The sequence below is a fragment of the Streptomyces sp. NPDC048461 genome (genome assembly GCF_055587105.1).
The window spans coordinates 114735-127212 of the sequence record NZ_JBVJGW010000003.1 but is presented as its reverse complement, the minus strand read 5'-3'; the positions used below and the strand labels follow the sequence as shown (position 1 = coordinate 127212).

Here is a 12478-nt window from a genome sequence, read left to right as displayed (position 1 = left end):
GCCCCCCCCCCCCCCCCCCCGGCCCGGGCCCCGCCCCTGTGTCGTATACGAAAAGCGGGTGAGCGGCTGATCCGCTCAGCGCATCTTCCCACCGCGGGGCATCTTCATGCCCTTGGGCATCGGGCCCTTCGGCAGCGGCATGTTGCTCATGAGGTCGCCCATGGCCCGCAGCTTGTCGTTGACCTGGGTGATCTGGGGGCCGGCCAGCACGCGCGGCAGCTTGAGCAGCGTGGTGCGCACCTTCTTGAGCGGCACCTCGTTCTCGCCCGTGCCCACGATGAAGTCGTGCACCGGCACGTCCGGCATGATCCGGGCCATCTTCTTCTTCTCGTTCGCGAGGAGAAGCTTGACCCGGTTGGGGTTGCCCTCGCCGATCAGCACCACACCGGCCTTGCCGACGGCCCGGTGGACGATGTCCTGGCTCTTGTTCATCGCGATGGCCGGGGTGGTCGTCCAGCCCCGTCCCACGTTGTCCAGTACGGCCGCGGCCGCGCCCGGCTGTCCTTCCATCTGCCCGAAGGCAGCGCGCTCGGCCCGTCGTCCGAAGATGATCGCCATTCCGAGGAACGCCACCAGGAAGCCCAGGATGCCCAGGTAGACCGGGTGGCCGATCAGGAAGCCGATCGCAAGAAAGACACCGAAGGTGACGATTCCCACGCCCGCGACGATCAGACCGACCTTCGGGTCGGCCTTGCGCGTCATCTTGTACGTCAGGGCGATCTGCTTCAGTCGCCCGGGGTTCGCAGCAGTCTCTGCGTTTGACTTCCTCGCCATAGGGCGAGTTTACGTGGCCCGAGGGGTACGGGTCGCCGCGGCCTCAAGTACGTGTTCGGTTTCGACCCGGTCCTTGGCCCGGCGGCGGTCCTCCTGGACGGCCGTCCAGGCGTTGCGGCGGGCACCGCTCATGAGCAGGGACTCGACGCCCCGGAAGGCGTCGGTGAAGGAGGGAATGGCGATGGCGCGTACGGGCGCGGCCTGCATGATGGCGATCCCTTTCACGGAAACACGTCGGCAGAACGGTTGCGGTGCGTGGGTCCAGCGTCACTGACTGGTGTTACCAGGGCGTGACCAGCCCGTCAAATGTGATGGACACGTTGCAAACACGCAGACGCGGCCCGCCGGGCACTCTTCCCTGAAAAGAGCCTAGGGGCCGCGTCGACGCGGTGTTACTCATTGGTAAGACTTTGTGCGCGAGTTCACACAGTCCGTGTGGTAGCGCGCGTCACACCTACACCTCGGCGTGGCTGCGCTTCTCCATCGCCTGCTGGTACAGGCGGCCGGCCCGGTACGAGGACCGGACCAGCGGGCCGGACATCACACCGGAGAAGCCGATCTCCTCGGCCTCCTTGGCCAGCTCGACGAACTCGGCCGGCTTCACCCAGCGCTCGACGGGATGGTGCCGCGGCGAGGGCCGCAGGTACTGGGTGATGGTGATGAGCTCGCAGCCGGCCTCGTGCAGGTCCTTCAGGGCCTGCGTGACCTCTTCGCGCTCCTCGCCCATGCCGAGGATCAGGTTCGACTTGGTGATCAGGCCGTACGCGCGGGCCCGGGTGATCACGTCGAGCGAACGCTCGTAGCGGAAGCCGGGGCGGATCCGCTTGAAGATGCGCGGCACGGTCTCGACGTTGTGCGCGAAGACCTCGGGGCGGGAGGCGAAGACCTCCTCCAGCAGCTCCGGGACCGCGTTGAAGTCGGGGGCCAGCAGCTCGACCTTGGTCTGACCGCTCTCGCGGCCCGCCGTCTGCTCGTGGATCTGGCGCACGGTCTCGGCGTACAGCCAGGCACCGCCGTCGGCCAGGTCGTCGCGGGCGACGCCGGTGATGGTGGCGTAGTTCAGGTCCATCGTGACCACGGACTCGCCGACACGGCGGGGCTCGTCCCGGTCCAGGGCCTCGGGCTTGCCCGTGTCGATCTGGCAGAAGTCACAGCGCCGGGTGCACTGGTCGCCACCGATGAGGAAGGTGGCCTCGCGGTCCTCCCAGCATTCGTAGATGTTCGGACAGCCCGCCTCCTGGCACACCGTGTGCAGTCCTTCGCCCTTCACCAGGGCCTGCATCTTGGTGTACTCGGGGCCCATCTTCGCCCGGGTCTTGATCCACTCGGGCTTGCGCTCGATGGGCGTCTGGGCGTTACGGACCTCCAGGCGCAGCATCTTGCGTCCGTCGGGTGCGACTGCGGACACGACCGGCTCCCTGTGACTTCGATTCTTCGGCGCCCACCAGGGTACGCCCGTAATTTCGTACGTTCTTCACTCCGCCAACCTGGGGGCTGCCGGACGCATTCCCGCGGGCGGTCAGCCCGCGGCGGGTTCGGTCTCGCGGGGGCGCGGCTCGGCGTGCTCCAGGACGTCCCTCAGGTGCCGCTCGATGACCGGGAGCACCTCGGCGATGGTGATCTCGCGGCCCAGTTCGTACGAGAGCGAGGTCACACCGGCGTCCCGGATGCCGCAGGGGACGATCCGGTCGAACCAGGTGTTGTCGGGGTTCACGTTGATCGCGAACCCGTGCATCGTGACGCCCTTGGCGACCCGGATGCCGATGGCGGCGAGCTTGCGGTCCTCGCGGCGCTGGCCGGCGTTGGACGGGGCGTACTCGGGGCCGTTGAGCCGCGCGTCGAACTCGTCGTCGTGCAGGCGCGGGTCGAAGTCGAGGGAGAGCCCGCCGACCAGCGGGCGGTCCTCCACCGGGTCGCCCAGCACCCACACGCCGGAGCGGCCCTCGATGCGGGTGGTCTCCAGCCCGAACTCGGCGGCGGTGCGGATCAGCGCGTCCTCCAGGCGGCGGACGTGGGCGACCACGTCCACCGGGCGGGGCAGCTTCAGGATCGGGTAGCCGACCAGCTGGCCGGGGCCGTGCCAGGTGATCTTGCCGCCGCGGTCCACGTCGACGACGGGGGTGCCGTCGAGCGGGCGCTCGGCGGGGTCGGTGCGCCGGCCGGCGGTGTAGACCGGCAGGTGTTCCAGCAGCAGGCAGGTGTCGTCGACCTCGTCAGCGAAGCGGGCGGCGTGCACCCGGCGCTGTTCCTCCCAGGCCACGGTGTACTCGACGGCTTCCGGCCCGAAGCCCAGATGGACAAACCCAAGCTCAGCCACCGCGGCGCCTCCTCGTTGAACCTGCTGTGTGCACGTATCGCACCAGCCAAGGGTACGGCGGCCCGCGCGGGCTCCTTCAGGGCCCCGGCCCCGGCCCCGCGCGCACCGGTGCGGCGGCCGGTACGGGCGCCTGTGGCGGGGGTCCCGGGAGCTGCCGGGGGCGGCGGCCCTTCGGCGGGCGGTCCGGGTCCTCGTCGGCGCGCGGCAGCCGGCGGTGGCCCTCGGCGTGGTCGTTCACCCAGCCGCACACCCCGCAGGCGTACCGCCCGTCGAGCCCCGCGATGTGGGTGCCGCAGCGGCGGCACTCCGCCTCGGTCAGCTCGGGCGGCGGCAGCGGAGCGGTGGACTCGGGGCGCTCCGCGGCGGGATGGGCCCCGAGGGGCCGGCGGGTCATGCGCGCAGCGTACGCGGACGAAAGGGTCCAGTCCGTAAAGGCACCCACCGATTCTGCACACGATCGGATGAATGTGGGGCAGACAGGGCGGTCTGAGGGGAGTTCGCCGCTACATTCACGCCGTTCACAGGGCCGGGACCCCGGTCCGTCACGTCAGGAGACCGTGGAGCCGATGACGGAACGACCTGCCCAGCGCGTCCCCAACCGGCAGCTCGCGGGCCTGATCGAGGAGGCCGGGTTCTCCAACGCCGGGCTCGCCCGCCGCGTGGACCAGCTCGGCCTGGAGCACGGTCTCGATCTGCGGTACGACAAGACCTCCGTGACGCGGTGGCTGCGCGGGCAGCAGCCCCGCGGCACCACCCCCGCGCTCATCGCCGAGGTCTTCACCCGGCGGCTCGGCCGGCGGCTGTCCGCCCAGGACCTGGGGCTGGACGCCTGCGCCCCGGTGTACGCGGGGCTGGAGTTCGCCGCCACCCCCGAAGAGGCCGTGGACATCGCGGCCGGCCTGTGGCGCAAGGACTCCGGTTCGCACGCCGAGCTCCGGAAGATCGCCTTCACCCCGGCCGGGCTGGTGGTGCCCAGCCGGGACTGGCTCATCGGGAGGGCGGACGAGCGGGTGGGCCGCGGCGCGGACCCGGCGGCGGCCCGCGTACCGGTCCAGGGGCGGGCCTCGGTGCCCCGGCAGCGGCAGATCGACCGCGGGCCCGGGCAGCGGGTGACCGGCGGCGACATCGCGGCGCTGAGATCGGTGAGCGAGCTGTTCCGCAGCCTGGACCACGCGTACGGGGGCGGCCACGCCCGGCAGGCGCTGGTGCGCTACCTGGAGCACGAGGCGGAGCCGATGCTCCGCGGGACCTACGGGGAGACGACCGGGCGGCGGCTGTTCTCCGCCGCCGCCGACCTGACCCGGCTCGCGGGCTGGACCTCGTACGACATCGCCGCGCACGGGCTGGCCCAGCGGTACTTCGTGCAGGCGCTGCGGCTGGCCCAGGCCGCCGCGGACCGGCCGTACGGGGCGTACGTGCTGGTCACGATGAGCCGCCAGGCGGTCTACCTCGGCCACGGCCGCGAGGCGGTGCAGCTGGCGCGGGTGGCCCAGCAGGGCGTGGGCTCGGGGCCGCCGCCGGTGGTGCAGGCGCTGCTGCACTCGGCGGAGGCGCGCGGGCACGCGGTCCTCGGCGAGGTCCGGGCGGCGACGGCGTCGCTGGTGCGGGCCGAGCGGGCCCTGGGCGCGGCGCGGCCGGGGGACGACGTACCGCACTGGGCGCGGTTCTACGACGAGGCGCAGCTCGCGGACGAGTTCGGGCACTGCCACCGGGACCTCCAGCAGTACCGGGCCTCGGCCCAGCACGCGGAGCGGTCCCTGCAGCTGCGGGCACCGGGGTACGCCCGGTCGCAGCTGTTCTGCCGGGTGGTGCTGGCCACGGCCCGGCTGGGCCTGGGCGAGCTGGACCAGGCGTGCGCGCTGGGGGCGGAGGCGGCGCAGCAGGCGAGCGAGATGCGGTCGGTCCGCGCGGTGGAGTACGTACGGGACTTCGAGCGGCGCCTGGAGCCGTTCCGGGACGCCTCGGCGGTGCGGACGTACCGGGACCGGGTGGCGGCGCTGGCCTGATCCGGCGGCGCCCCTGCGGGGTCCGGGCCGGGCCCGGACCCCGCGGGGCGGTGGTTCAGGCCGCCACGGGGAGCGCGTGCGCCGGGGCGGCCGGGACCGGGATGCCGAAGTCCCGCAGGACGGCGGTGGCGGCGCGGCGGGCCGAGTGCAGCGCGCCCTGGACGGTGTTGGTGTCGCGGTGGTCCCCGCACACGTACAGCCCGGCGAGGACCCGGACCGGGCGGCGCGCGTCGTAGGGCGGGGGCATGGCGGGGACGGCCTCCGGGGTGTGGTGGACGGCGAGCAGCTCCCACGCGCGGGTCGGGGTCTCGTAGAGCCGGGCCAGCCGGGAGGCGACGGTGCGCGGGGGCGGCGGCGGGCCGAGGACGGTGGTGGTGACCAGGCTGCGGCCGGCCGGGGCCCGGGTCGGGTCGACGGCGCTCATCACGGCGGTGTGGGAGACGGGCCACTCGGGGGCGGCGTCGAGGAGCAGCGAGCCGTCCCGGGGCAGCGGGCCGGCGGTGGCGTGGTGCAGGACGGTGACCTCGTGGAAGGCGGGGACGCGCAGGCCGGGCAGGAGCCCTGCGGCGGCGCGGGCCCCGGTGGCCAGGACGACGGAACGGCAGCCGAACTCGCCGTGCTCCTCGGTGGTGACCAGGTTGGTCGCCACCGACCGGACCCGGACCCCGGTGTGCACGGTGCCGGGCGGCAGGGCGGCGGCGAGCAGGCCGGGCAGGGCCGCGGCGCCGCCCTCGGGCACGGCGAGCCGGCCGCGGGCGAAGGTGCGCAGGGCCAGGTCGGCGACGCGGCTGGACGTGGTGAGCTCCGGATCGCGGAGCAGGGCGGCGAGCAGCGGCCGCAGGACGCCGTGGACCGTGCGGGGCGGCAGGCCGCGGGAGCGCAGGGCGGCGTGCGCGGTGCGTTCGGGCCGGGCGAGCAGCTTCTCCTCGGGCAGGGCGGCGAGCCGGCCGAGGGCGGCGCTGAGCCGGGCCTGGTCGAGGGAGCCGCTGGCCAGGGCGCGGGCCGGGGTGAGGGCTCCGGCCCGCAGCTGTTTGCCGTCGGTGTGGACCAGGACGCCGGGCGCGAACGGGCGCAGGGTCAGGGTCTCCAGGCCCGGGGTGCGGGCCAGTTCGGTGTACGTGGTGTTGAGCAGCTGGCCGATCCGGTCCAGCCGGAACCCGTCGGCCGAGGTGGTGGCCATCCGTCCGCCGGGGTCGTCCGCGGCCTCCAGGACGGTGACCGTGACCCCCGCTGCGATCAGGTGCTGCGCGGCCGCGAGTCCTGAGACTCCGGCTCCTACGATGACGACGTCCGCATGGTGTGCGGCATGGTGTGAGCTGCTGAGCACGTGCCCCTCCCCGAGGTCGGCGCGGCTGTGTCTCACCGTCCTTCCCCCAACCGGCTCCAGCGGAACCCAAGTTGGTTGGGGTATTACGGTCAACTCCGGTCGCACGGCGGTCGCATACGGGTCACGAACGGTCGCACGGCGGTCGCACGCCGCTCTCTAGAGGGCGGCGCGGATCGCCTGCTCGATGCTCGGGTCACGGAAGACGAAGCCGGACTCCAGCAGCCGGGCGGGCCGCACCCGCTGGCTGCCGAGCACGTCCTCGGCGAACTCCCCGAGCGCGAGGCGCAGGGCGACGGCCGGCACGGGCAGTACCGCGGGCCTGCGCAGCACCCGGCCCATGGCCTCGGTCACCTGGCGGTTGGTCACCGGATCGGGGGCGGTGAGGTTGACCGGGCCGGAGAGGGACGGGGTGTCGACGATGTGGCGCAGGGCCGCGACCTCGTCCCGGAGGGAGAGGTACGACCAGTACTGGCGGCCGTCGCCCAGCCGGCCGCCGACGCCCGCCCGGAAGATCGGGAACAGCCTCCCCCACGCCCCGCCGTCGCGGGCGACGACCAGGCCGGTACGGGCGTACGCGGTACGGATGCCCGCCGCGGCGGCGGGTTCGGCGGCCGCCTCCCACTCCACGCACACGGAGGGCAGGAACCCCTGCCCCGCGGGGGCGTCCTCGTCGACCGCGCGCCGGCCGGTGTCCCCGTAGTAGCCGATGGCGGAGCCGCTGACCAGCACGGCGGGCGGTTCGTCGAGGGCGGCCGCGGCCCGGGCGATCGCGGCGGTGCCGAGGACCCGGCTGTCGCGGATCTCCCGCTTGTAGGCGTCGGTCCAGCGGTGGTCGCCGACCCCGGCCCCGGCCAGGTGGACGACGGCGGAGCACCCGGCCAGCCCGGCGGGGTCCACCTCGCCCCGGGCCGGGTCCCAGCGCGCCTCGTCGGCGGCGGCGGGCGCGCGCCGTACGAAGCGGACCACTTCGTGGCCGTCCGCCCGGAGGGACTGTACGAGGGCCTTGCCGATGAGGCCGGTGGAACCGGTGACCGCGATGCGCATGCCCCCCATCCTGCCGGGTCGCCCCGCCGTCCCGGCCGAACCGGGCCGCACCGCTCCCCCGCTCCCGGACCGCCTCCCGCCCCGGACCGGCCGGATCAGGCCCCGGGGGTCACCCGGAGGTGGGTCAGCCGGAGGTGGGTCAGCCGGAGGTGGGTCAGCCGGAGGTGCCGAGCCAGGTGCCCACCGCGTACGTGACCGCCATGGCCAGCGCCCCGCCCCCCACGTTCCGCAGGATCGCCCGCCCCGCCGGCGCCCCGCCGAGCCGGGCACTGACCACCCCGCACAGCGTGAGCGCGGCCAGCACCGCCGCCACCGTGACCGGCACCCGCGCGGACGGCCCCGGCAGGATGATCGCCAGCAGCGGCAGCAGCGCGCCGACGGTGAAGGCGACGAGGCTGGCGAGGGCCGCGTGCCAGGGGTTGGCGAGCTCGTCGGGGTTGATGCCCAGCTCCACCCGGGCGTGCGCCCGCAGCGCGTCCCGGCGCGTCAGCTGTTCGGCGGCCTCCCGGGCCAGGCCGCGGCTCAGGCCGCGGGCCGCGAGCAGGTCGGTGAGCTCGTCGAGCTCCGCCTCCGGCTCCTCGGCCAGCTCGCGCCTCTCCAGGTCGAGCGCGGCCCGCTCGGAGTCCCGCTGGGAGCTGACGGAGACGTACTCCCCCGCCGCCATCGACAGCGCTCCCGCCAGCAGCCCCGCGATGCCCGCCGCGAAGATCGCGGGGCGGGAGGTGGTCGCTCCGGCGACGCCGACCACGAGGCCCGCGGTGGAGATGATCCCGTCGTTGGCGCCGAGCACCCCGGCGCGCAGCCAGTTCAGGCGCGTGCTGATCTCGGCGCTCTGCGAGCCGCCCGCGCCGCCGCTGCCGTGGGCCTCGATGTGGGCCCGCGTCGGCGGCCGGTCCGGGGCTTCGTCTTCCGTCACGCCCCCACTGTCCCCGCTCCGGGCCGTACCCGGCGACCGCATCGCCGGAGCCGGACGGCCCAGCCGTCCGCCGGTCCGGGGTGCGCGGGCCCGGCGGCGGTACCAGGGTGGAGGGGTGAGAGGCCGAAGCGAGCAGCCGGGGTGGCTGCGGGGGCAGCCGCCGCCCGTCTGGACCCGGATCGCCCCCGCGGCGGCCCTGGTCGTGCTCGTCCTCGCCCAGGCCCTCACCCCCGGGGACGTGGAGCTGGGGTACTTCCTCGCGGCCCTGCCCCCGGTGGCGGCCTTCGCCTACGGGCCGGCCGGGACCGCCTGCTTCGCCGCGGTGGTGCTGGTCCTGCTGGGCGCACCGAGCATCGGCGTCGCCCACGCCCGCGGGTCGGACCTGGCCACCGTGGCCGCGGTCGGACTGCTGGGCGTGGTGATCGCCTGGGTGCGCCGGCGCCGCGACGCCCAGCTGGTCACCGTACGGACGGTGGCGGAGGCGGCGCAGCTCGCCATCCTCCCGCCGCTCCCGGAGCGGGTCGGCCCGGTGCGCTGCTCCGCGCTCTACCGGGCGGCCCAGCGCGGCACCCTGGTCGGCGGCGACCTGTACGACGTGCGGGCGGGTCCGTACGGCGTACGGGCGCTGATCGGGGACGTGCAGGGCCACGGGCTGGCGGCGGTCGGCACCGTCGGGGCGCTGCTCGGCGCCTTCCGCGAGGCGGTGCTCGACGACCCGGAGCCGGCGGCGGTGGCGGCCCGGCTGGACCGGCGGCTGCTCGCGGACACCGCGCACGCGACGGACGCCTCCGCGGAGCCCCCGGAGCTGTTCGCGACGGCGGTGCTGCTGGAGTTCCCGCCCGGCACGGACCTCGTACGGATCGTGTCGTGCGGGCACCCGCCGCCGCTGCTCGTGCGCGGGTCCGGGGTGGAGGAGGTGGTCGTGGAGCCGGGTCCGCCGCTGGGCCTGGGCGTCGCCGGTCCGGCGGAGCCCGTGACGGTCCAGCTGCGGCTGCGGCCCGGGGACCGGCTGCTGCTGTACACCGACGGGGTGACGGAGGCCCGGGACCGGGCCGGGCACTTCTACCCGCTGGCGGCGCGGGTGCCCGTGCTGGCGCGGGACCCGGAGGGGCTGGTCCAGGCGGTGTGGCGGGACCTGGCGGCCTTCTCGGGCGGCGGCCCGCGCGACGACGTGGCCCTGTTGCTGCTGTCCCTGGACGGGGCCGGCCCGGCCTCATGCCCCGGCCCGGACTCATGCCCGGGGTCGGGCAGCGACGGCGGATCCGGCCCGCGCCCGACATGACCGCCCCGTACTGATCATGTGACCGAACGATGACGAAGGACCCATTTGCCCGGTTTCCGTGGTGTCCTCGGTCCTGTCGCGCCGACCCCGGCGGAGAGGAGCCACCCGATGCGCGCACCGCGCAAGCACCGCAGGCGGATGGCGGCGATCGCGACGTCTGCGGCCGTGACGGCCGCCGCCGGCCTGCTCTCGGCCGCCGTCCTCCTCGGCCCGCCCCTGGACGGAACCGGTTCCGGCATCGGGACCGGCGGACGCGTCGCGATCGAGGCGCCCGCCCGGCCGGCGGCGGACGGCGGCGACCCGGCCCCGCCCGGCGGCACCGGAACCGTCGAGGTCTTCGGAGAGCCACCGCCGTGACCGACGGGCCGACGGGCCGACACGACATCGGGCCGACCCCGCCGGGCGCACGGCGGCCGCCGGCTCCCCCCTACGCCTCCTTGATGAAGCTGCGCACCAGCTTGCAGGTGACGTTCGAGGGGCGGTGGATGCCCGTCCGGACGGCCATCGTCCGGATCTTCCGGTTGGTGGCGCGCCGTGCGTCGTACGTCCCCGAGTCGAGCAGGAATATCGCCAGCCGCATCGCCTTCAGACGGCGGTTGTGGCTCTCGTACCACTCGCGGGGCAGGCCCGCCGGCAGCGGCTTCTTCTTGACGTGCTGAATGGTTGTGGCAGTGGCCATCTACAGCCTCCCAAACGGTAGTTGGCTTCCTGTCGTTCTCCCTCGATTTTACCGGGGACCACTGACAAAAGCCCCTGGCCAGACCAGCCCTGGTTAGGGTGGGCGGCATGGAGATCTGGATCAATCCCGCCTGTTCCAAGTGCCGCGCCGCGCTGACGCTGCTGGACGCGGAGGGCGCCGATTACACCGTGCGCCGCTACCTGGAGGACGTGCCCTCCGAGGACGAGATCCGGACGGTGCTCGGCCGGCTCGGGCTGGAGCCGTGGGACATCACGCGCACCTCGGACCCGCTGGCGCGCGAGACGGGCGTACGGGACCTGCCGCGCGAGGCGACCGAGGAGGACCGGGGCCGCTGGATCGCCCACCTGGCGGCCCACCCGAAGCTGATCCAGCGCCCGATCATCACCGCGCAGGACGGGACGGCCGTGATCGCCCGCTCCGACGAGGCCGTCCGCGAGGCGCTGTCCCGCACGGCCTGAGGCCGCCCCCTCAGAACGGGTCCGCGCCGGTCAGCCGCCGGGCGATCTCCCCGGCGGCCGTCAGCGGCAGCCCGTGGTGGGAGACCCCGGGCAGTACGCCGACCCGCGCACCCGGCAGCGCGGACCGCGCGGCGCGCGCCGCGCGGTCCGCGTCGTGGCAGCGGGCGGCCGCCGCGAAGAGGACGTCGACCCGGGGCCCCGCCGGCCCCCCGAGCCCGGAGAGGTCCGGGCGCGGCCCGGTGACCGGCCGGACCGTGCGGAAGTCGGCGGTCCGCTCCTGGAGGCGCAGCCAGGCGGGGTCGAGGGCGGCTCCGCCGGTCTCCCAGGCGAGGAACGAGCGGATCCGCCCGGGGGTGGGCGCGATCAGCGCGGGCAGGGCGCGCAGCACGTAGCCGGGGCGCAGGCCGGTGAAGATCCGGGTGGGGTCGAGCAGGACGAGGCGGCTGAGCCGGCCGGGCCGCCGGGCGGCGTGGTGGGCGGCGATCCAGGCCCCGTACGAGTGCCCGCCGAGCACCACCCGCCGGGGCCGTCCGCCCCCGGCGGTGCGACTGTCGGGCGGGGTGCCGTCCGGGGCCGCGCCGAGGATGCCGTCGAGGACCGCGTCGAGCCAGTCGACGAGGTCGCCGGCGGAGCGGACCGCGCGCCCCGGCGCCGGCACGCTCAACCCGGGATCCCCCATCAGGTCCACGGCGTGCACCCGGTGGCCGCGGGCGAGCCCGGCGGCGGCGCAGGCGCCCCACACGGTGGACGTGGCGCCGGCCCCGGGCAGCAGCACCATCGGCGGGGCGCCGGCCGGGCCGCAGCGGTTGACGCGCGTAAGGCCGTACGGGGTGGGCACGTCGACGGCGTCCGCGGGGGCGGGCCATCCGCCGAGCACGTCGTCGTAGGCGGACCGGAAGGAGGCGGCGGCGAGGGAGTCACCGGGCGGCTGCTTGGAGGGCCCCGGGGAGGACTCCGGGGACGGGTTCGAGGACGGGTCCGAGGGCGGGTTCAGGGACGGATCCGGCACGACGGCCTCGCTTCTTTGCCTCGTCGGGCGATAATCTCGCTGAGCGAGAGATTCTAGGCGGAGGCGAAGTGAACGACAACGGACGGGGCGAACACGCCGGGCTGGTGCACCTGTTGCGTGCGGTGACCGTGGAGTTCGGGCTGCGCCAGGCGGAGTTCGCCGCCCGCAACGGCATGCACCCCACCGACGTGCGCGCCCTGATCTGCCTGCTGGACGCGGCCCGCGCGGACGAGCCCGCCACGGCGGGCCTGCTGGGGGCCCGGCTGGGCCTCAACTCGGCGGGCACGACCTCCGTCATCGACCGGCTGGAGCGGCTCGGCCACGTGGCGCGGGTCCGCGACGACCGCGACCGGCGCCGGATCCTGCTGCGCGTGGAGCCGCGGGCGGTCCGGCTGGGGCGGGAGTTCTTCGGCCCCCGGCTCGACGCGGTGCTCGACGTGCTGGACGACCTCGACCCCGCCGAACGGGACGCCGTACGCCGCTTCCTGACGGCCGCCCTCGCGGCGTTCGCCCCGGAGCCGGGCGCGTGACCGCCCCCCGCACCCCCTCCGGAACCCCGCCCACGGCCCCCGCCCGCGACGCCTCCCCCGGCCGCGCGGCCCCTGCCGCGGACCATCCGGCCGCCGACCGCCCCGCCCCCGGCGC

At 75.1% G+C, this 12478-nt stretch carries 15 protein-coding genes; 5 read left to right on the top strand and 10 right to left on the bottom strand.

Annotated features, from left to right (window positions below):
• Positions 1 to 75 precede the first annotated feature (75 nt).
• The 5 genes from ACZ6S8_RS06165 to ACZ6S8_RS06145 all read right to left on the bottom strand — a co-directional run bounded on the left by ACZ6S8_RS06165 (position 76) and on the right by ACZ6S8_RS06145 (position 3485).
• Positions 76 to 774 carry a DUF4191 domain-containing protein gene (locus ACZ6S8_RS06165; protein WP_267720805.1) on the bottom strand — a complete coding sequence of 233 codons (699 nt, stop codon included), beginning with the start codon at positions 772 to 774 and terminating at the stop codon, positions 76 to 78.
• A gap of 9 nt (positions 775 to 783) precedes the next feature.
• Positions 784 to 981, bottom strand: a complete 198-nt coding sequence (locus tag ACZ6S8_RS06160) for an SCO2195 family GlnR-regulated protein (RefSeq protein ID WP_469452965.1) — start codon at positions 979 to 981, stop codon at positions 784 to 786.
• Positions 982 to 1228: 247 nt separating this feature from the next.
• Positions 1229 to 2182 (bottom strand): lipoyl synthase, encoded by a 954-nt coding sequence (gene lipA, locus ACZ6S8_RS06155; protein WP_469452963.1) that lies wholly within the window; start codon positions 2180 to 2182, stop codon positions 1229 to 1231.
• 111 nt (positions 2183 to 2293) lie between these two features.
• On the bottom strand, positions 2294 to 3091 hold the full coding sequence (gene lipB / locus ACZ6S8_RS06150) for a lipoyl(octanoyl) transferase LipB (RefSeq protein WP_469452961.1): 798 nt from the start codon (positions 3089 to 3091) through the stop codon (positions 2294 to 2296).
• Between the two features lie 76 nt (positions 3092 to 3167).
• A complete protein-coding gene (locus ACZ6S8_RS06145; protein WP_469452959.1) occupies positions 3168 to 3485 on the bottom strand; it encodes a hypothetical protein in 318 nt (105 codons plus the stop codon).
• Between the two features lie 172 nt (positions 3486 to 3657).
• On the opposite strand from ACZ6S8_RS06145, the gene ACZ6S8_RS06140 reads away from it, so the two are divergent.
• Positions 3658 to 5097 carry a regulator gene (locus ACZ6S8_RS06140; RefSeq protein WP_469452957.1) on the top strand — a complete coding sequence of 480 codons (1440 nt, stop codon included), beginning with the start codon at positions 3658 to 3660 and terminating at the stop codon, positions 5095 to 5097.
• 55 nt (positions 5098 to 5152) lie between these two features.
• On the opposite strand, the gene ACZ6S8_RS06135 is transcribed toward ACZ6S8_RS06140, so the two are convergent.
• The 3 genes from ACZ6S8_RS06135 to ACZ6S8_RS06125 form a co-directional block, all read right to left on the bottom strand.
• Positions 5153 to 6424 (bottom strand): NAD(P)/FAD-dependent oxidoreductase, encoded by a 1272-nt coding sequence (locus ACZ6S8_RS06135; protein ID WP_469452955.1) that lies wholly within the window; start codon positions 6422 to 6424, stop codon positions 5153 to 5155.
• A gap of 156 nt (positions 6425 to 6580) precedes the next feature.
• Complete coding sequence (locus ACZ6S8_RS06130) at positions 6581 to 7477, bottom strand: TIGR01777 family oxidoreductase (protein ID WP_469452953.1); 897 nt, start codon at positions 7475 to 7477, stop codon at positions 6581 to 6583.
• 145 nt (positions 7478 to 7622) lie between these two features.
• On the bottom strand, positions 7623 to 8384 hold the full coding sequence (locus tag ACZ6S8_RS06125; protein WP_469452951.1) for a VIT1/CCC1 transporter family protein: 762 nt from the start codon (positions 8382 to 8384) through the stop codon (positions 7623 to 7625).
• Positions 8385 to 8499: 115 nt separating this feature from the next.
• Between ACZ6S8_RS06125 and ACZ6S8_RS06120 the strand changes: the two genes are divergently transcribed.
• Positions 8500 to 9666 (top strand): PP2C family protein-serine/threonine phosphatase, encoded by a 1167-nt coding sequence (locus ACZ6S8_RS06120; protein ID WP_469452949.1) that lies wholly within the window; start codon positions 8500 to 8502, stop codon positions 9664 to 9666.
• A 108-nt stretch (positions 9667 to 9774) separates the two neighbouring features.
• On the top strand, positions 9775 to 10023 hold the full coding sequence (locus tag ACZ6S8_RS06115) for a hypothetical protein (RefSeq protein WP_469452947.1): 249 nt from the start codon (positions 9775 to 9777) through the stop codon (positions 10021 to 10023).
• A gap of 70 nt (positions 10024 to 10093) precedes the next feature.
• Here ACZ6S8_RS06115 and ACZ6S8_RS06110 read toward each other — a convergent pair whose 3' ends face one another.
• Positions 10094 to 10345 carry a hypothetical protein gene (locus ACZ6S8_RS06110; protein ID WP_386532247.1) on the bottom strand — a complete coding sequence of 84 codons (252 nt, stop codon included), beginning with the start codon at positions 10343 to 10345 and terminating at the stop codon, positions 10094 to 10096.
• A gap of 107 nt (positions 10346 to 10452) precedes the next feature.
• Between ACZ6S8_RS06110 and ACZ6S8_RS06105 the strand changes: the two genes are divergently transcribed.
• Positions 10453 to 10824: an ArsC/Spx/MgsR family protein gene (locus tag ACZ6S8_RS06105; RefSeq protein ID WP_469452945.1), complete on the top strand. Its 372-nt coding sequence runs from the start codon at positions 10453 to 10455 to the stop codon at positions 10822 to 10824.
• A 10-nt stretch (positions 10825 to 10834) separates the two neighbouring features.
• Here ACZ6S8_RS06105 and ACZ6S8_RS06100 read toward each other — a convergent pair whose 3' ends face one another.
• On the bottom strand, positions 10835 to 11701 hold the full coding sequence (locus tag ACZ6S8_RS06100; RefSeq protein ID WP_469453559.1) for an alpha/beta fold hydrolase: 867 nt from the start codon (positions 11699 to 11701) through the stop codon (positions 10835 to 10837).
• A gap of 200 nt (positions 11702 to 11901) precedes the next feature.
• On the opposite strand from ACZ6S8_RS06100, the gene ACZ6S8_RS06095 reads away from it, so the two are divergent.
• Positions 11902 to 12363, top strand: coding sequence for a MarR family transcriptional regulator (locus ACZ6S8_RS06095; RefSeq protein WP_469452943.1), 462 nt, complete (start codon positions 11902 to 11904; stop codon positions 12361 to 12363).
• Positions 12364 to 12478 lie beyond the last annotated feature (115 nt).